Origin of the sequence: Streptomyces sp. NPDC050315, from assembly GCF_040655775.1 — a bacterium.
Classification (GTDB): domain Bacteria; phylum Actinomycetota; class Actinomycetes; order Streptomycetales; family Streptomycetaceae; genus Streptomyces.
On sequence record NZ_JBFAKN010000001.1, the window covers coordinates 218,722 to 237,067 of the forward strand.

General features: G+C 70.0%; 18 protein-coding genes. 12 read left to right on the forward strand and 6 right to left on the reverse strand.

Going from position 1 to position 18,346, the window contains the following annotated elements:
• Nucleotides 1-1,401, reverse strand: coding sequence for an MFS transporter (locus AB0I82_RS01030; RefSeq protein WP_363254890.1), 1,401 nt, complete (start codon nucleotides 1,399-1,401; stop codon nucleotides 1-3).
• A 138-nt stretch (nucleotides 1,402-1,539) separates the two neighbouring features.
• On the reverse strand, nucleotides 1,540-2,439 hold the full coding sequence (locus AB0I82_RS01035) for a LysR family transcriptional regulator (protein WP_363254891.1): 900 nt from the start codon (nucleotides 2,437-2,439) through the stop codon (nucleotides 1,540-1,542).
• Between the two features lie 146 nt (nucleotides 2,440-2,585).
• On the opposite strand from AB0I82_RS01035, the gene AB0I82_RS01040 reads away from it, so the two are divergent.
• Complete coding sequence (locus tag AB0I82_RS01040) at nucleotides 2,586-3,407, forward strand: NAD(P)-binding protein (protein ID WP_363254892.1); 822 nt, start codon at nucleotides 2,586-2,588, stop codon at nucleotides 3,405-3,407.
• Here the strand turns inward: AB0I82_RS01040 and AB0I82_RS01045 are convergent.
• Nucleotides 3,344-4,051, reverse strand: a complete 708-nt coding sequence (locus AB0I82_RS01045) for a GNAT family N-acetyltransferase (protein ID WP_363254893.1) — start codon at nucleotides 4,049-4,051, stop codon at nucleotides 3,344-3,346. The genes AB0I82_RS01040 and AB0I82_RS01045 overlap by 64 nt on opposite strands.
• A 236-nt stretch (nucleotides 4,052-4,287) precedes the next feature.
• Here AB0I82_RS01045 and AB0I82_RS01050 point away from each other — a divergent pair, with 236 nt between their 5' ends.
• The 6 genes from AB0I82_RS01050 (at nucleotide 4,288) to AB0I82_RS01075 (ending at nucleotide 10,151) form a co-directional block, all read left to right on the forward strand.
• On the forward strand, nucleotides 4,288-5,229 hold the full coding sequence (locus AB0I82_RS01050; RefSeq protein ID WP_363254894.1) for a diiron oxygenase: 942 nt from the start codon (nucleotides 4,288-4,290) through the stop codon (nucleotides 5,227-5,229).
• 96 nt (nucleotides 5,230-5,325) lie between these two features.
• The gene (locus tag AB0I82_RS01055) at nucleotides 5,326-6,849 is read left to right on the forward strand and encodes an FAD-dependent oxidoreductase (protein WP_363254895.1); all 1,524 of its coding nucleotides are present in this window, start codon (nucleotides 5,326-5,328) and stop codon (nucleotides 6,847-6,849) included.
• Between the two features lie 71 nt (nucleotides 6,850-6,920).
• Complete coding sequence (locus tag AB0I82_RS01060; protein WP_363254896.1) at nucleotides 6,921-7,358, forward strand: VOC family protein; 438 nt, start codon at nucleotides 6,921-6,923, stop codon at nucleotides 7,356-7,358.
• Nucleotides 7,359-7,406: 48 nt separating this feature from the next.
• A complete protein-coding gene (locus AB0I82_RS01065) occupies nucleotides 7,407-7,787 on the forward strand; it encodes a phosphotransferase (RefSeq protein ID WP_363254897.1) in 381 nt (126 codons plus the stop codon).
• On the forward strand, nucleotides 7,694-8,323 hold the full coding sequence (locus AB0I82_RS01070; RefSeq protein WP_363254898.1) for a phosphotransferase: 630 nt from the start codon (nucleotides 7,694-7,696) through the stop codon (nucleotides 8,321-8,323). The genes AB0I82_RS01065 and AB0I82_RS01070 overlap by 94 nt, the downstream gene beginning before the upstream one ends.
• 190 nt (nucleotides 8,324-8,513) lie before the next feature.
• Nucleotides 8,514-10,151 (forward strand): carboxylesterase family protein, encoded by a 1,638-nt coding sequence (locus tag AB0I82_RS01075; protein WP_363254899.1) that lies wholly within the window; start codon nucleotides 8,514-8,516, stop codon nucleotides 10,149-10,151.
• A gap of 1 nt (nucleotide 10,152) precedes the next feature.
• Here AB0I82_RS01075 and AB0I82_RS01080 read toward each other — a convergent pair whose 3' ends face one another.
• Nucleotides 10,153-11,655: an MFS transporter gene (locus AB0I82_RS01080; protein WP_363254900.1), complete on the reverse strand. Its 1,503-nt coding sequence runs from the start codon at nucleotides 11,653-11,655 to the stop codon at nucleotides 10,153-10,155.
• 88 nt (nucleotides 11,656-11,743) lie between these two features.
• Between AB0I82_RS01080 and AB0I82_RS01085 the strand changes: the two genes are divergently transcribed.
• The 5 genes from AB0I82_RS01085 to AB0I82_RS01105 all read left to right on the forward strand — a co-directional run bounded on the left by AB0I82_RS01085 (nucleotide 11,744) and on the right by AB0I82_RS01105 (nucleotide 15,921).
• Nucleotides 11,744-12,955: a hypothetical protein gene (locus AB0I82_RS01085; RefSeq protein ID WP_363254901.1), complete on the forward strand. Its 1,212-nt coding sequence runs from the start codon at nucleotides 11,744-11,746 to the stop codon at nucleotides 12,953-12,955.
• A gap of 81 nt (nucleotides 12,956-13,036) precedes the next feature.
• Entirely contained in the window at nucleotides 13,037-13,465 is a 429-nt protein-coding gene (locus AB0I82_RS01090; protein ID WP_363254902.1) for an Rrf2 family transcriptional regulator, read from the forward strand.
• Nucleotides 13,466-13,546: 81 nt separating this feature from the next.
• A complete protein-coding gene (locus tag AB0I82_RS01095; RefSeq protein WP_363256030.1) occupies nucleotides 13,547-14,722 on the forward strand; it encodes a globin domain-containing protein in 1,176 nt (391 codons plus the stop codon).
• 57 nt (nucleotides 14,723-14,779) lie between these two features.
• Nucleotides 14,780-15,202 carry a thioesterase family protein gene (locus AB0I82_RS01100; protein ID WP_363254904.1) on the forward strand — a complete coding sequence of 141 codons (423 nt, stop codon included), beginning with the start codon at nucleotides 14,780-14,782 and terminating at the stop codon, nucleotides 15,200-15,202.
• Between the two features lie 65 nt (nucleotides 15,203-15,267).
• Nucleotides 15,268-15,921 carry an alkyl sulfatase dimerization domain-containing protein gene (locus AB0I82_RS01105; RefSeq protein ID WP_363254905.1) on the forward strand — a complete coding sequence of 218 codons (654 nt, stop codon included), beginning with the start codon at nucleotides 15,268-15,270 and terminating at the stop codon, nucleotides 15,919-15,921.
• Nucleotides 15,922-15,957: 36 nt separating this feature from the next.
• On the opposite strand, the gene AB0I82_RS01110 is transcribed toward AB0I82_RS01105, so the two are convergent.
• Nucleotides 15,958-17,130: a thiolase family protein gene (locus tag AB0I82_RS01110; RefSeq protein ID WP_363254906.1), complete on the reverse strand. Its 1,173-nt coding sequence runs from the start codon at nucleotides 17,128-17,130 to the stop codon at nucleotides 15,958-15,960.
• A 36-nt stretch (nucleotides 17,131-17,166) separates the two neighbouring features.
• Nucleotides 17,167-18,324 carry an acyl-CoA dehydrogenase family protein gene (locus tag AB0I82_RS01115; RefSeq protein WP_363254907.1) on the reverse strand — a complete coding sequence of 386 codons (1,158 nt, stop codon included), beginning with the start codon at nucleotides 18,322-18,324 and terminating at the stop codon, nucleotides 17,167-17,169.
• Between the last annotated feature and the right edge of the window lie 22 nt (nucleotides 18,325-18,346).

The window sequence follows — 18,346 nt, forward strand, 5'->3', positions numbered from 1 at the left end:
CTACCTCGTCCTCAACCCCTTCGCCTGAGTCACTGGTGAGGGAGTCACTGGCGAGGGAGTTCTTGATGCTGTGATGGCGATGGCGGGCAGGACCGCGAGGGCGAGGATGCCGCCGCCGATGGCGAGGATGGGGTAGCCGGCGCCGGAGACGACGATGCCGGAGGCGAGGCCGCCGGTGGCGCCGGCGACGGCGATGGCGACGTCGACCATGCCCTGGGTCTTGGCGCGGGTGGCCAGCGGTACGGCGTCGGTGATCATCGCGGTGCCGGAGACGAGACCGAAGTTCCAGCCCAGGCCCAGCAGAACGAGCGCGAGGGCAAGCAGGGCGACGGAGTCGCCAGGGGCCGCGGCGGCGATGATCCCGGCGGCGAGGAGCGTAATGCCGGAGGCGGCGGCGACGGCAACGCGGCCGATGGGGGCCCCTCCGGGCGAGCAGAGCCGAGCGTGGGAGAGGTCGACGAGCCAACCCGTCAGCGGGGAAGGCAGATACATCGCGCCGACGTGGAGGGCGATGACGAGCCCGGAGGCGGCCGTGCCGTGGCCGTGGTCGTGCATGTGGACCGGGGTCATCGTCATGACGGCGGTCATGACGAGCTGGGTGAGGATCATGGTCAGTGCGCCCAGCAACAGCCCCGGCCTGCGCGCGCCTTTCTGGGCCGACACGGGTCCGGCGCCGACTGGGGTATTGCCCGCGGTGCCGACTCCGGTACCACCTGCGGTGACGGCAGCAGCAGCGGCTGCCTGCTGTCGCGCGTGCAGGCTGTGGGCGAGGAGCAGCGGGTCCGGGCGTAGCCAGATGGCCAGGACGAGGGCGGCCAGGGCGTAGGCGGTGCCGGAGAGGAGGAACGGTCCGGCGAGGGCGGGGATGTTGAAGTACTGAGCCAGGGTGCCGGTGGGTGCGGCGAGGTTGGGGCCGACTACGCCACCGAGGGTGGTGGCGACCAGGACTGTGGAGACGGCGCGGGCGCGGTGGGCCGGGGCGGCGAGGTCGGCTCCGGCGTAGCGGGCCTGGAGATTGGTGGCGGTACCGGCGCCGTAGACGAACAGCGCGAGGAAGAGCAGTACGGGGTTGTCGGCGACGGCGGCGGCGATGACACCGGCGCTGCCGACAGCTCCGGTGAGGTAGCCCGCTGCCAGGCCGGGACGTCGGCCTCGCGCCTGGGAGATGCGGCCGACGGCGATGGCGGCGAGGGCGGAGCCGGCGGTGAACAGGGCGCTGGGCAGACCGGCGAGGTCGGTGGAGCCGAGCATGTCCTGTGCGAGCAGGGCGCCGACGGTGATGCCGGCCGCGAGTCCGGCCCCGCTGAAGATCTGAGAGGTGACCAGTACGGCCAAAGTACGGCGCTGAACGGCAAGTTGGGGGGATATGCCGGCGGTGGTGTCTGAGTCGCTGCTCGTCACAGGGCGGTTCTTTCCGATGAGGCGGCCGGAGCCGACGGGGACAGCTGCGCCCGTGAAGTTAGGCGTCCCGGCCGGGGGCCGGTAGAGGACCCCGTTGAATCCAGGCATTAGTGGTGTGTATGGCAGCAGTGCGGACGGCTAGTGGGCGGCGGATGCCTGGCGCGCGGCCGCGAGGCTGTCGGCGAGGCGTACGAGGTCCGCAGCGAGCGGGGCGTCGGCGCTCCACACCGCTTCGAAGGAGAGCTGTACCTCGCGGCCCTGGTTCATCAGGGGCCGGTGCGGCGCGTCGGGCGAGGTGAGCTTGGAGCGGGGGACCATCGCCGAGCCAAGGCCGAGCTTGGGCCATTCCTCCAGGACGCGATAGCTGGCGGCCTCGCCCGGATACGTGTGCAGGGGTAGCTCGTGTGCCTGGAAGAGCTGGGTGGTGAAGGTGGTCAGGCCGCAGGTGTCCGGCACAAGGATGAATTGATCCTTTCCGGCCTCTTCGAGTTCGAGGGGAGCGTTCTCTTCGGAGTCGGGGGTAACGACGACGATGGGTTCGACGCCGATGACACGGTGCTCGAAGCGCGGCATCGCGGTCACGGCCGGGATCAAAATGATGTCGAGCTCGCCGGCCCGCAGGCTTTCACGGAGGTCCTGCATGTTCGCCTCGCGCAGTACGAGATCGCGCGGGACGGGCAGATCACGGACGATGCTGAACGCCTGGGCGATCAGGTGCGAGCCGACCAGCGGGGAGACGCCCACGCGGATCTTCTGCTCGCCGGGCTCGGTCAGCCGTCTGGCCTCCGCCGCGACGGCGTCGAGTGCGACCACGGCGCGTTCGATGAGGGGCAGCATCCGGGCGCCGAACGCCGTCTGGGTCACCCCGCGCGGCGACCGGTCGAACAGCTTCTCGCCGAGGCGTTCCTCAAGCTTGGCGATCCCGTTGGAGAGGGCGGGCTGAGTGACGCCGTAGGCCCGTGCGGCGGCGCTGAACGACTTGGTCTCGGCGACCGCCTGCGCGTAGCGAAGACCCTCGGTGTTCAGGCGATCAGCCATAGACATGCCTTATCGCTGCATTCACTGTCGTCCCCTACCAGGGTCGTTGTCCCTGTTCCTACGGTGTGACTCCTACCGATCGAGCATAACGGCCGGCTATACGGTCCTCCGTTCGGGACCAAGCGAACAGAATGGAAAGCGACACCATGTCCCACCGGGACGACCGGGACCACGAGGACCACGAGGACCACCAGGACAGTTACGACGTGATCGTGGTCGGCGCCGGCGCCTCTGGCCTGGCCGCGGCCGCTGCCCTGCACGCCGCCGGCCTCGACACGGTATGCCTGGAGGCCCGCGACCGCATCGGCGGACGCCTGCTCTCAGCCCCGGCCTCCTCGCCCTTCCCTGGCGGGGCCCTTGACCTGGGAGCGACCTGGTTCTGGAGCGGTGAGGAGCGGGTACGGGCGCTGGCCGCACGCAGTGGTATCGAGGTCTTCGACCAGTACCTCGCCGGGGACACCGTGCTGCAGGACGCCACCGGCACACGCCGCCTGCCCGGCAACCTGATCGACGTGGCTTCCCGCCGTTTCGCCACCGGAGCCCAGAGCCTCGCCGCCGCGCTCGCAGCCGCCCTGCCCACCGGCGCCCTGCGCCTGCGGCCTTCTGGCGAGAGGCGGGGCTGGCCGGTGCGGCGTTCAGCAGGACCGGCCCGCTCCAGGAGATCCACGACATGTCCGGGCCCGGCGGCCGGCCTGCCGCACTCTTCGGATTCGCGCATGCCCGCACCGTCGGCCCGGGGTTCGAGAAAGCCGTCACCGCCCAGCTCGCGCAGTGCCTCGGACCGGCCGCCATCGAAGGCGCCCTTGCCGCCGCGGAGCGAGCCGCGCGGACCGAACTGGCAGCGCCCGGCTCCTGACCCAAAGGGCCGCCACAAGGGCCGCCGCGAGGGCCGTCACCAGGGGCTTTACGGAGTGCGGAAGCCGCGGAAGGTCACGGGTGTGCGGGTCTCGAAGCCGAGCCGTTCGTAGAGGGCGATTGCGGCGGTGTTCGCCTCGGCCACGTGCAGGAAGGGACGTTCGTTGCGCGCCACAATGCGCGCGACGAGGGCGTGGATCAGACGGGCGGCGTGGCCGCGCCCGCGTGCCTCCGGTGCGGTGCACACGGCGCTGATCTCGGTGTATCCCGGTGGGTGGAGTCGTTCGCCTGCCATCGCCACCAACGTGCCGTTGTCACGGATACCGAGGTAGGTGCCGAGTTCGTGGGTGCGCGGCCAGAACGGTCCCGGTTGGGTCCGCTCGATGATGTCGAGCATCTCGGGCACGTCGTCCGGGCCCAGCTCCACCACACCGGTACCGGCATCGGCATCGGCCTCACAGCTGCTGCCGGACCAGATCAGCTGGCGGCCTTCGAGGGCGAAGACCGGCTCCCAGCCAGGCGGCGGGGTGGCCGGGCAGCTGAACATGTCGGCGAGCTGCCCCGAGCCGAGCAGCCGGGCGAGGTCGGCCCACTCCGCCTCATCCGCATCGGCGGAGACCGCGGAGAAGGTCGCGACGCCCGGCAGGTAGGTGGCGGCCCGGCCGAGCCGGCGGCCCAGGTGTGCGTGGTGACCGCGGAGCGATGCGCCCACCGGGTCGTCGAGCGCGACGGCGTCGCGATCCACCCTCGATGTCATACGAAAACCTCTCGTGTCCTGCCGCGTCTTGCCGTGTCTTGCCGTCTCGTGCGGGAAAGCCAGTCGCCCAGGATGCCACTCGACCTGCGGTTCCGTGGCCGCGACCTGCCCACTGCTACCGAGGGGTAGGCACGTGGTGGCTCTTGCTATAAAGTCCGTCAACAAGCTGGCGCCGTTACCGCCGGTAATAGCAGCAATGGACGAGGTACTTCCCGAACTCGATCGAGGAGCCCCGCATGGCCATCAGCACCCCGCGGCCGGAGATCCAGAACCGCACCCCCGAGACCACCGAGACTCCCGAGGCTTTCGAGGACGGCATCGCGCGGCGGCTGCTCGATTCGTCCGCGCAGCTCTCGTACGACCCACTCACCGAGGTCGACTGGGAGACCCCGCTCGACGAGGGATTCCACGGCGCCAGCCCGGAGTGGAGCACGCTGTACGGGACGGCGTACTGGAACGAGCTGACCGACGCGCAGCGCAAGGCGCTGACGCGGCAGGAGGCCGCCTCGGTGGCCAGCACCGGCATCTGGTTCGAGATGATCCTGCAGCAGATGGTGTTGCGGGACATCTACGCCAAGGACCCGACGGACGACACCTTCCAGTGGGCGCTCACCGAGATCGCCGACGAGTGCCGCCACTCGATCATGTTCGCGCGTGGCGCGAAGAAGCTGCGGGCCCCGGCCTACCGCCCGCACCGGGCCGCGGTCGAACTCGGTCGCGTCTTCAAGACCGTTGCGTTCGGCGAGGCGGCGTACGCGGCGATCCTGGTCGCCGAGGAGGTCCTCGATGTCATGCAACGCGACTGGATGCGCGACGATCGGGTCGTGCCGTTCGTCCGCACCATCAACAACATTCATGTCGTCGAGGAGTCACGGCACATGAAGTTCGCCCGTGACGAGACGCGCAAGCGCCTCGCGCGCGCCGGACGGGTGCGCCGCCAGATCCACTCCCTTCTGATAGCCGTGGCGTCCTACGTCATCGTCACCAGCATGGTGAACCGGAAGGTCTACGCGAACGCCGGGCTGGACGAGGAACGCGCCCTCCGCGAGGCGAAGGCCAACGAGCACCACAAGTCGATGATGCGATCGAGCTGTTCGGGCCTGATGGAGTTCCTGACCTCGGTGGGACTGCTCACCAAGCCCGCACTGTACTTCTACAAGCGCGCCAACCTGATCTGACCAACTCATCGGGCAGGCACCTCAACCGACGGCCTGACCCCACGTCAGAACCTCCCCTCACCACCTGATCTCACGAACTTCAGCCGAGCGGACGACATGGCCTTTGCGATCACCCAGACCTGTTGCAACGACGCCACCTGCGTGGCTGTCTGCCCGGTCAACTGCATTCATCCCACGCCCGACGAGCGGGCCTTCGGCAGCACGGAGATGCTGTACGTCGACCCGAAGACATGCATCGACTGCGGCGCCTGCGCCGACGCCTGCCCGGTGGACGCCATCCTCCCGGTCGACAGCCTGACCGGCGGACAGCGGGAGTACGCCGACATCAACGCTGCCTACTTCGAGCAGTCGTCGGACGCATCGGACGCAGCCGACCTCGGCCCGAACTTCCACGATTGGGGCAAGCCGACCTTCGCACGCGTCCTGCCACCGGACTTCCGGCCGCTCCGAGTGGCGATCGTTGGCACCGGGCCGGCCGGCATGTACGCCGCCGAGGACCTGCTGCTGCACACCCGGAGCGAGGTGACGCTCGTCGACCGGCTGCCGGTCGCCGGCGGACTCGTCCGGTACGGAGTGGCACCGGACCACCCGGCGACCAAGAAGATGGGCGACGCCTTCGCCCGCTTCTACACTCATCCGCGGGTGCGCATGCACCTCGGCCTTGAGGTGGGCGCACACGTCACGGCAGAGGAACTCGCCGCACACCACGACGCGGTGATCTACGCCGTGGGCGCCGCCACGGACCGGCGGCTCGGCATACCCGGCGAGGACCGGACGGGCAGTATTTCCGCAACCACCTTCGTCGCCTGGTACAACGCGCACCCGGAGGTCGCACCGGACGCCGTCGACCTCTCGGCGGAACGTGTGGTCGTGGTCGGCAACGGCAACGTCGCCCTCGATGTCGCCCGCATTCTGGTCTCCGACCCGGAAACACTGGCCGACACGGAGATCGCCGGCCATGCGCTGGAGGCGTTGCGTCGCAGCAAGGTGCGTGAGGTGGTACTGCTGGGCCGCCGCGGCCCGGAACACGCGGCGTACACCAGGTCCGAGCTGCTCGCCCTGAAGCATCTCCCCGAGGTTGACCTGCTCGTGGACGAACACGACGCGCAGATCGGGGCGACGATCGACGCCGCCGGGCCGACGGAGAAGGCGGCGGTACTGCGGGGTGTGGCGCGGGAGGCCGTCGACTGGTCCGTACCCCCGGGGGTGGCGGGACGGCGACGCCGCATTGTGTTCCGCTTCCACTCCACGCCAGTGGAAGTGTGCGGGGAGAACGAAGACATCCGCGCGGTACGTGTTACCGGCGGCGGCGGTGAGTTGGAGATCCCGGCCGGCATGGCGTTGCGGGCGATCGGCTACCGCGGAGTGCCCCTGGCGGGGCTGCCGTTCGACGAGGTCACCGGGACCGTGCCGCACGAGGGCGGCCGGGTGACCGGCAGGCCCGGAACGTACGTTGTGGGCTGGATCAAACGCGGGCCCTCGGGAGGCATCGGCGCGAATCGCACGTGCGCGGCCGAGACGGTCGGCACGCTGCTGGCCGACGCGGTGGCGGATGCACTCCCCGCACCGACCGGCGGCCCGAAGGCATTCCACCGCCTCGCACGACGCCGACGCCGCTGACACCAGCTGACACCGCCACAGAGTTGGCCGCACAGGCCACAACTTGGCCAGAGGCCTTCTATGATGGGCCGATGGCGTCGATCAAGCAGGTTCAAATCACCTTCGACTGCGCGGAACCTGAGCGCGTCGCTCGTTTCTGGGCCGAGGTGTTGGGGTATGTCCTCCCGCCGCCACCAGAGGGGTTTGCCACTTGGGACGATTTCGCTCGCACGCTTCCCCCTGAGTATCAGGGGTCGGCGTTCGCATCGTGCGCTGATCCCTCGGGTGTGGGCCCGCGACTGTTCTTCCAGCGCGTTCCCGAAGGCAAGGTCGTCAAGAATCGGGTGCATCTTGACGTGCGGGTCGGCACCGGACTCGTGGGTGAAGAGCGCGTGGCCGCACTTGAGGCCGAATGCGAACGACTGGTCAAGCTCGGCGCGGTGCGCGTTCGACTCCTGCGTGCCGATGGCGTCAACGAGTCGTGCCTCTTGATGCAGGACGTCGAGGGCAACGAGTTCTGTCTCGACTGAGTGGCCGCGAGCCGGACACCGCCGACCGCCCCACTACGGTTGCTCCGCATGACCCACACCGAGATCGAGATCACCGCGGAGTTGGTCCGGGAGCTGCTCCGCGAGCACCATCCCGACCTGGCCGATCACCCCGTACGACTCGGCGCGCGGGGCTGGGACAACCAGCTGTGGCGGCTCGGCGACGAACTCGCCGTCCGGCTGCCCTGGGCGACACAATCCGCGGACGCGCTGCTGCGCAAGGAGCACGCGTGGCTGCCCGCTCTCGCCCCGCGTCTCCCCTTGCCGGTCCCCGTCCCGCAGCGCCTCAGCGAGCCCTCCGAGCGGTTTCCGCGGCCTTGGCTCGTCACCACCTGGGTGCCGGGAACGCCCGCCGACCGCGCCCCGCCACGCGTGCTGCGGAGGCGGCCGACACCTTGGCCGCCTTCCTGACCGCTCTTCACCGCCCCGCCCCCGACGGGGCGCCGGCCGGCCGCGACCGTGGGGGTCCGCTGACCGACCATGCCGAGCCGTTCGCCCAGTGGCTGGCCGAGGCCACCGAACTGAGGCTGCTCCCCAACCCGGACGCCGTCCGCGCCATCTGGGAAGACGCCGTCGCCGCGCCCGACTGGACGGGGCCGGCGATGTGGCTCCACGGCGACCTGCATCCGGCCAACATCCTTACTGCGGACGGTACTTTCTGCGGCGTGATCGACTTCGGCGACCTCTGCGCGGGTGATCCGGCCTGCGATCTCGCCGCCGCGTGGCTGCTGCTGCCGGACGGTGCCGTCGACCGCTTCCATGCCGCCTATCGGCCCGTCCCCAACCCCGCGACCCTTCGCCGCGCCCGTGGCTGGGCGGTGTTGAAAGCCTTCGCCTGCATCTTCATTGGGGAGGCAGGCGTCCACGGCCGTCCGGGTGGCAAGCGCACGTGGGGTCCACCCGCCCATGCCGCCCTGCGACGCCTGATCGAGACGGCCCGCCACTGAATCCGCTGCCGAATGGGCCGGACAGTCCGAACGGCCAGTCATTCGGCCCCAAAGTTTTCTTGTTCAACTTATTGACCGACTTGGGGCGCGGCCATAGCTTTCGGGGCGTCAATGCGCTTAGTGCGTTCAGTAGTTGTACCCGTTGCGTCAGTAGTTGTATCCGTGACGATGCACGCTGAAAGGGCCGCCCATGGTCACCACTCGTTTGCGCCGCGCGTGTACCGCCCTGCTGGCGGGCGCGCTGCTCGCGCTCGCCGCGCCGCAGGCAGGCGCCACCACACCGCCACCGGACAGCACGAGCACGTCGCCACCGGACACCACCGTGCGCACTCAGCAAGGTTGGGTGCGAGGTGAGGCAACCGCGGCCGGGCGCCAGTTCCTCGGGATTCCGTACGCCGCTCCGCCCGTTGGTGCGTTGCGCTGGCGGGCCCCGAAGGCCGTGGCGCCCTGGTCCGGGGTGCGGGACGCCACCGACTTCGGGCACCGTTGCGTTCAGCCCGCCGGCTGGGATCCGGGCTATGAAATGCCCACGCGCACCGAGGACTGCCTCAACCTCAACGTGTACAGCCCCACCGCCGCCCGCACCGGCCGGAAGCTCCCGGTCATGGTGTGGCTGCACGGCGGCGGGCTCACCGGCGGCGCGGGGGCCGATGTCGTCCCCGATGCCTTCGCCGCGAAGGGTTCGGTCGTCGCCGTTACTGTCAACTACCGCCTGGGCGCTATGGGTTTCCTCGCCACTCCGGGGCTGGACGAGGAGGCCGGGGACCGCACCTCCGGCAACTTCGGCATGCAGGACCAGCAGGCGGCCCTGCGTTGGGTACGTGCCAACATCGCCCGGTTCGGCGGCGACCCGGACCAGGTGACCATCGCGGGTGAATCGGCCGGCGGCCGCTCCGTCTGTACTCACCTCGCCTCGCCCGCCGCACGCGGCCTGTTCCACCGTGCGATCATCCAGAGCGGCGCCTACGGCGACTGCGGCGCGCGGACGCGCCGTGCCGCCGACGCCGATGGCACGTCCTTCGCCGCTTCCGTCGGCTGCAAGGACCCGGCGACGGCCACGGCCTGTCTGCGCCGCACCCCCGCGAAGGACATTCTCGCTGCTCAGGACGGCCACGACTGGGGACCGGTGGCAGGAGGCTCCTTCCTGCCCGAACAGCCCGCCACCGCCTTCGCGAGCGGCCGCTACGCGAAGGTACCGGTACTCAACGGCGCCAACCGCGACGAAGGCACCCTCTTCGCCTTCGGCAGCTACGACGCCCAGGGCACCCCGCTCACCGCCGAGCAGTACCCGCAGGCCCTGCGCACGGCGTACGGTCCCGAAACCGGCGAGAAGGCTCTCGCCCGCTACCCGCTCGCCGATTACCCGACGCCCACGCTCGCGTACGCCGCCACCGTCGGCGACCAGCTCATGGCCTGCCCGGCGCTGCGCCTGAACAACCGCCTCGGCGCGCGCACTCCGGTGTACGCCTACGAGTTCGCCGACCGGACCTCACCGCCCTTCGAGTCGCTGCGCAACCTCGACACCGACTTCCCCTTCGGCGCGACCCATGTCAACGAAGTGCAGTACCTCTTCCGGCACTTCGGGCACGATGCACCGCTCAACGCGGAACAGCGTGTACTGGCGGAGCAGATGACCGCCTACTGGACGGCCTTCATCCGCACCGGCAACCCACATGTCACCGGCGAGCCCGACCTCCCCGACCAGCGCACCGAGCCGGGCCGCGCCCTCTCCCTCCGCACCGCGTCGGCGGGCGGCAATGCAGTGACCGGCACCCTCCACACCGACCACCTGTGCGATCTGTGGGACGCGAGCGGTAGGAAGAGCTGAGTCAATCGCCGCCCTTCCGCCTCGGGGTCGTCGGTGCGGAGGCGCCCGGGTCGAGGGGCGGCGCTGTAACACCGCAGTGGTAGCCGCACTGGGTGCGGCCCGGGGTGCGGGCGCGGAGTGTGAACCAGGCGAGGGCCGCACCGGCGACCAGGAGTGCTGCGCAGAGGAGGAGGGAGCGTCGGTAGGCGGTGGCGAAGGCGGTGGGTGAGAGGTAGGTTTCCGGGCCCATGCCGGCCAGGAGGGGCAGGGCCGCCACGGCGAGCAGGCCGGCCGCGCGGGCCGCGGTGTTGTTGACGCCGCTGGCCAGTCCGGCGCGGGTGACGTCGACGGAGGCCAGTACGGTCGCGGTGAGCGGCGCGACCAGGAGGGCCATGCCGCAGCCCAGTACGGTCACGGCGGGCAGGGCATCGGCGAGGTAGGAGGCGTGCGTGCCGGCCCGCGTCATCAGCAGCATCCCCGCGGCGCACAGCAGTGGGCCGAGGGTCAGTGGGATGCGGGGGCCGATGCGTTGGGCCAGTTCGCCGGAGCGGGCCGAGAGCAGCAGCATCAGCACGGTGGTGGGGAGCAGCGCGGTTCCGGCGGCGAGCGCCGAATAGCCCGCGGCCACCTGGAGGTACAGCACGGTGAGGAAGAAGAAGCCGCCGAAGGCCGCATAGACACAGACGGTCACCGCGTTGACCGCGGTGAACTGCCGCAGTGTGAAGAGCCACGGCGGCAGCATGGGGTCGGGGTGGCGCCGCTCGACCTGGAGGAAGGCCGCCGCGAGCAGCACGCCGGCGGCCGCGGTGAGCAGCACGTCGGGTGCCGCGCCCCGGCCGGGCGCGGCGATCAGCGCGTACGTCACCGCGCCGAGCGCCAGCGCTCCCAGGGCGGCGCCCAGCACATCGAAGCGGCCGTGCGTGGCGGGGTTACGGGTTTCGGGCACATGGCGGGCGGCGATGGGTACGCAGATCGCCGCCAGCGGCACGTTCAGGAAGAACACCCAACGCCAGCCGGGCCCGTCCACCAGCCAGCCCCCGAGGAAGGGGCCGATCGCGGTGGCCACGCCGCCCAGGCCGGACCACGCGCCGACCGCCCGGGACCGGTCATCGGGGTGGAAGACGGCCTGGATGAGGGCGAGCGATCCGGGAGTGAGCAGGGCGCCGCCGATGCCTTGGAGGGCCCGAGCGGCGAGGAGTACCGCGGCGTTGGGTGCCAGTGCGCACAGCAGAGAGGCCACGGCGAACCACACCATGCCGATGAGGAAGATCCGGCGCCGGCCGTAGCGGTCGCCGAGGGCGCCGCCGAGCAGGAGCAGGGCGGCCAGGGTGAGCAGGTAGGCGTTGACTGTCCACTGCAGGACGGCCAAGGGAGTGTTGAGATCGGTGCCGATACGGGGCAGGGCGACATTGACGACCGTACTGTCGAGCATCGCCATGCCCGAGCCGAGGACGGCCGTGAACAGGACCCAACGGCCCTGGGCAGTGGTCATCCGTACAGTGCCAGGTGCTGCGAGTTTGCTCATAGGGTGAGCATGCACCCACTACCGAACAGAACCACCCGAACAGCCGTGAAACGCTGAACACGCAGCACAACCGTGCCTCAATACCCGTATGCCATCGATCTCCAAGAGGCGGCCGACGGGCCAGCGGTGTCTCGCGGCCGCCGCGGCCCTGGCCGGCGTACTGCCGGCCGCGAGCTGTGGCGGGCCGACCGGGCACAACGCCCACCACGGCCACGACGCCCACGACGCCCACAGCACGTCGCCCCAGGCATCCCGCACCGCGGCGGCACGCGCGCTCCCCGGAATGCCACCGGTCCTCAACCCGCGCGACCTGTACGCGGCGGACCGGCCGAACAAGCTGTCCCCGGTGGTCAGGGACTTCCCGTCGCGGGTGTACGTACCCAACACCGAGTCGGACACCGTCAGTGTGATCGACCCCAGGACGTACAAGGTGACACGGACGATCCGCGTGGGGCGGCAGCCGCAGCACGTGGTGCCCTCCTGGGACCTGAAGACCCTGTGGGTCAACAACGACCTCGGCAATACCCTCACCGCCATCGACCCCGCCACCGGGAAGAAGGGCCGCACGGTCGACACGCACGACCCGTACAACCTCTACTTCACCCCCAATGGCAAGTACGCGGTGGTCATGGCGTCCAAGGACCGCCAGCTGGTCTTCCGGGATCCGAGGACGCTGAAGGTCCGCAAGGCCCTCTCCGTCGACTGCGCCGGGGTCAATCACGCGGACTTCTCACCCAACGGCCGGTACTTCATCGTCTCCTGCGAGTTCTCCGGCGAGCTCCTCAAGGTCGACACGGCGCGGATGGCGGTCATCGCCAAGCAGCGCCTGCCCCGGAAGGGCTCGATGCCGCAGGACGTGAAGATCTCCCCGGACGGCAGGACGTGGTACGTGGCGGACATGATGTCCGACGGGGTGTGGGTGCTCAACGGTGACCGGTTCACCGAGCCCAGGTTGCTGCGCACGGGCGAGGGCACGCACGGTCTGTACGTGAGCCGGGACTCGCGGACGATGTACATCTCGAATCGGGAGGAGGGCTCGATCTCCCTGCTGGACTTCGCCAGCGGCCGGCTCGTCGGCAAATGGCACCTCCGCGGCGGTGGCAGTCCGGACATGGGCGGGGTGTCGGCCGATGGCAAGGTGCTGTGGCTCTCGGGACGCTACGACGCCGAGGTGTACGCGATCGACACGCGGAGCGGGCGCACACTGGCCAAGATCCCCGTGGGCCGTGGCCCGCACGGCCTCGCCGTCTATCCGCAACCGGGCCGCTACTCACTCGGACACACCGGCATCTTCCGCTGATCACCAACCACCTCTCCCCACCTCTCCCCAACTCCCCCTCCTAAATTTGCATCCAAAATTCGCATTTACTAGGCTCCCGGCATGCGCCTGACGAAGTCCACCGACCTCGCGCTGCGGACGGTGATGTTCCTGGCCGTACGCGACACCGCGTCGACGGCCCGCGATGTCGCGCAGGCGATGCAGGTGCCGCATTCGCATCTCGCCAAGGTCGCCGCGCGGATGCAACATCTCGGGGTCGTCGAAGGCCGCCGGGGACGGGGCGGCGGGCTCGCGCTCACCGCCGCGGGGCGGACGGCGTCGGTCGGCTGGCTGGTCCGGGAGCTGGAAGGGGTCGGCGATGTGGTCGACTGCGAAGGCGACCCACCCTGCCCGCTCGCCGGTGCCTGCCGACTGCGCAAGGCACTGCGCGAGGCCCAGGAGGCGTTCTACGCCTCACTGGACCCACTGACGGTGGACGACCTCACGGCCTCGCCGACCGGTCCGGTGCTCCTCACACTGTCGAGGCCCTGAGCCGCCATGCCCCCAGGGGCGCCGGGCGTGCCCTCTCTCGCTCGTAAATACGAATATTAGATGCAGATTTGGAGTCCCGTCATGCTCTCCCCCGCTTCGGCTGCCACCATCCGCGCCACCCTGCCCGCCGTCGGCGCGGCCATCGGAGACATCACCGAGCGGTTCTACGACCGGCTCTTCACCGCCCACCCCGAGCTGCTGCGGGACCTGTTCAACCGCGGCAACCAGGCGGCCGGGACCCAGCGGGAGGCCCTCGCAGGCGCCATCGCCGCCTTCGCCACCGCCCTCGTGGAACACCCCGAACAGCGCCCGGACGCCATGCTGGAGCGCATCGCACACAAGCACGCCTCGCTCGGCGTCACCCCCGGCCAGTACGAGGTCGTGCACACCCACCTCTTCGCCGCCATCGCCGAGGTACTGGGTGACGCGGTCACCGACGAGGTCGCCGCCGCGTGGGACGACGTCTACTGGCTCCTCGCGAACGGCCTCATCGCCATCGAGGCGCGGCTGTACGCGCGACACGGCGTGCTCGTCGGCGACACCTGGCGGCCGTGGGTGGTCACGGAGCGCACCCAGGAGACCGCCGACGTCGTCACCTTCCGCCTCCGCCCGGCCGACGGCGGCCGGCTGCCGACCGCACGCGCCGGCCAGTACGTCTCGGTACGCGTCCCGCTCCAGGACGGCGCCCGCCAGATCCGTCAGTACAGCCTCTCCGGCGCCCCCGGCAAGGAGACCCGCACCATCACCGTCAAGCGCGACGGCGAGGTCTCGACCCACCTCCACGACCACGTGCACGAGGGCGACCGGCTCGAGGTGTCCGCCCCGTACGGCGACCTCGTACTGCCGGACACCCGGACGCCGCTGCTCCTCGCGTCCGCCGGGATCGGTGTCACACCGATGCTGGCCATGCTCGACCACCTCGCGGAGAGCGAGTACGCGGCGCCCGTGACCGTCGTACACGGCGACCGCTCCCCCGCCGCCCACGCGCTGCGCACCGAACAGCGCGCCCTGGCCGGCAAGCTGCCGGACAGTGCGGTGCACTTCTGGTACGAAAACACCGACGACGCCGAACACGGCGACCGCACCGGCCTGGTGGACCTCACCGACATACCCCTCCCGGACGGCCTCCAGGCTTACCTCTGCGGCCCGCTCCCCTTCATGCGGTCCGTACGCACCCAACTCCTGGACCGCGGCATCCCCGCCGCAGCAATCCACTACGAGGTCTTCGGCCCGGACCTTTGGCTGGCTGCCACCTGACCCCTCGCCCTGTACGTTTGGGCATCGAGCATCAGGCATCGAGCGAAAAGGGTGGGCATGTCGAAGCCGTTCACGGTGCGGATCACCGTTCGCGTCTACGAGACCGATACACAGGGACATCTGAACGCGAACGTGTACCTGCAACACGCGGAGCACGCGCGCTGGGAGCTGCTCCGGGCCGCGGGCATTCACCAGAGCGATCTGCTGGCGAAGGGGGTCAGCCCGGTCAGTCTGGAGAGCACGATCAAGTACCACCGTGAGGTGGTCGCCGGCGACGACGTCGACATCAGCTGCGCGTTCGTCTTCGGAGAGGGCAAGTCCTTCCGCGTGGAACAGAGGATGACCCGCCCCGACGGCACCCTCGTGGCCGAGGTGTTCAATGTGGGCGGGCTGCTCGACCTGAACGACCGCAGACTCGTCCCCAACCCCCGCGAGTACTTCCGCAACGTCGCCGCCGCCCCCGAAGTAGCCGGGCTCTGACGCCGGTGGTTGGCAGCTGAACACCCGCTGTTGTCACCACCGGCCGACCCCGTGATTCTTGCGGGATGGACGATGTCGGGCTGCAAGAGGTGGTTGACGCGTTGGCTGTTCGGCTGGGGCGGTCGGTTGCCGTTGATGATGCCGGGATGCGGCTTCTTGCCGCGAGTCGGCATGTGGGCGACGAGGATGCCGCGCGGGTGCATTCGGTACTGCGGCGGGAGGCCGCCGCCGAAAACATCCGGTGGGTGCTGTCGTTGGGGATCGCCTCGTGGCACGGGCCCGGCCGGATCGAGGCGAATCCCGCACTCGGCGCGGACGCCCGAGTCTGCGTACCGGTGCGTCGGCACGGTGCGCTGCTGGGGTACCTGTGGCTGATCGACTACGGCCATCGCGAATTCATCGTGCGCGACATCGTGCGGTCCGAAACCGGGTGGTGGGACGGCAATCCCACCACCCTGCATCCCAGACCGCCGGCCGTCGCCGCCGCCGCGCGCGCCGACGCCATCACCGACAAGCAGGCGGTACTCGACCACGCCGCCCGGCTCCGGGACGCCGGGCGGGTGCAGGAAGCGCTGCACGTCATCGATCTGCTGGCGTTGGCGCCCGGCGACGATCCCAATGTCGTACAGGCCCGCAAGCTCAAGAGCGACCTGTGCGCACTGCGCAGGAAGGACGCCCCCAGCTACGTCTCCCGCAGTTGCTACGGGACATCACAGTGAAATGAGGCGTGCGGGGCGGGGCTCAGGCCCCAGGGCTCAGAGCAGTTCAAGAACGGTCGCGTTGGCCATGCCGCCGCCCTCGCACATGGACTGCAGGCCGTAGCGGATGCCGTTGTCCTTCATGTGGTGGACCAGGGTGGTCATCAGGCGGGCGCCGGAGCCGCCGAGCGGGTGGCCGAGGGCGATGGCGCCGCCGTTGGGGTTCAGCCGGTCGTAGTCCGCGCCGGTCTGGCGTTGCCAGCCCAACGACACGGAGGCGAACGCCTCGTTGATCTCGAAGGCCCCGATGTCGGCCAGGGTGAGGCCGGCCCGCTCCAGTACCTTGCGGGTGGCCGGGATCGGGCCCTTGAGCATGGTGATCGGGTCGGCGCCGGTGACCGTGCCGGTGTGGAAGCGGGCGATCGGTGTCCAGCCGTTGCGTTCGGCGACCTGCCGGGTCGTCACCAGCAGCGCCGCCGCGCCGTCGGATATCTGGGAGGCGTTGCCCGCGGAGATGACACCGTTCTCCTTGAACGGGGTCGCAAGGCTCCCGAGCTTCTCCAGGGTGCCGCCGCGGCGCACGCCCTCGTCGGTGTCGAAGACACGCTCGTTGCCGTCCGCGTCGGTGACCGTCACAGGCGCGATCTGGCCCTTGAAGCGGCCCTCGTCGATCGCGCGGGCGGCCTTGGCGTGCGAGTCCAGGGCGTGCTGGTCCAGCTCCTCGCGGCGCAGCCCGAATTCCTCGGCGAGCATCTCGGCGCCGACGCCCTGGTTGAAGCGGTAGTGGTCGTACCGCTCGGCGACCAGCGGGCCGTACGCCTCGCCGAACTGCCCGCCGGAGCGGCTGGCCCCCATCGGCACCCGGGACATCGACTCGACGCCGCCCGCGATGGCGATGTCGTACTGACCTGCGATGACGCCCGCCGCGGCCTGGTGCACGGCCTGTTGTGAGGAGCCGCACTGGCGGTCGATGGTCAGGCCCGGGACGTGCTCGGGCCAGCCGGCGGCGAGGACCGAGTACCGCCCGATGCAGCCGGCCTGTTCGCCGACCTGGGAAACGCAGCCCCAGATCACATCGTCGACGGTGGCCGGGTCGAGGCCGTTGCGCTCGGCGAGCGCCTTGAGGACGTGCGCCGACAGGTCGGTGGGGTGGATGCCGGACAGAGCGCCGCCCGGCTTGCCCTTGCCGACGGGCGTGCGTACGGCGTCGACGATGACTGCGTCACGCATGAAGGTGCTCCTCTCAGAACCGGCTGATGGCCGGTGTCACAGGCCGAGCGACTTGGCGATGATGGTCTTCATGACCTCGTTGGTGCCGCCGAAGATGCGCGAGACGCGGGTATCGGCGTACAGCCGGGCGATCGGGTACTCGGTGATGTAGCCGTAACCACCGTGCAGCTGGAGGCACTTGTCGATGACGCGGCCCGCCGCCTCGGTGCAGTACAGCTTCGCCTTGGCGGCATCGGCGACGGTCAGCTCCCCGGCGTCGTGCAGCTCCAGGGCCCGGTCGGCGAACAGCTGCGCCGCCTCGACCTCGGTCGCACACTCCGCCAGTACGAACTTGGTGTTCTGGAAGTGTGCGACGGGCTTGCCGAAGACGGTGCGGTCCTTGACGTACCCGGTCGCGAAGCGCAGCGCGGCGGCCGCGGCGGCGGCAGCGCCCAGCGCGATGGACAGCCGCTCCTGCGGGAGGTTGTGGGAGAGGTAGGAGAAGCCCTTGCCCTCCTCGCCGAGCAGATTCGCCACCGGCACCTTGACGTCGGTGAAGGACAGTTCGGCGGTGTCGGAGGCCTTCAGCCCGATCTTCTGCAGCTTGCGGCCGACCGCGAAGCCCTCGGAGGCGGTCTCCACGCACAGGATGGACAGGCCCGCGCGGCGGTCCTCGGGGTCGTACGGGGTGGTGCGCGCCACGACCAGGATCAGGTCGGCCAGCGCACCGCCGGTGATGAAGGTCTTGGCGCCGTTGAGGATGTAGTGGCTGCCGTCCGCGGAGAGCTGCGCCTTGGTCTGGATGTTCGCCAGGTCCGAGCCGGTGCCGGGCTCGGTCATGGCGATCGCCGTCATGATGTCGCCGCTCGCGAAGCCGGGCAGCCAGCGCTGCTTCTGCTCCTCGGTGGCGTACTTCATCAGGTAGGGCAGGATCAGGTTGGCGTGCACCGAGTAGTTGCCGAAGGAGACGCCGGCGCGGGCCGTCTCCTCCATGGTGACCGCGGCGAACTTGAAGCTGCTCTCGCCGGCGCCGCCGTACTCCTCCGGCACCTGGATGCCGAGCACGCCCAGCTCGCCGAGCTTGCGGTAGAAGTCCCGCGGTGGGTGGCCCTGTTCCTCCCACTCGTGGTGGACCGGCGCGACCTCCTTCTCGATGAAGTCCCGCAGTGTCTGGCGGTAAGCCTCGTGGTCCTCGTTGAACACCGGAAGGCGCACAGCAACCCCTTTGTTCCGCGGT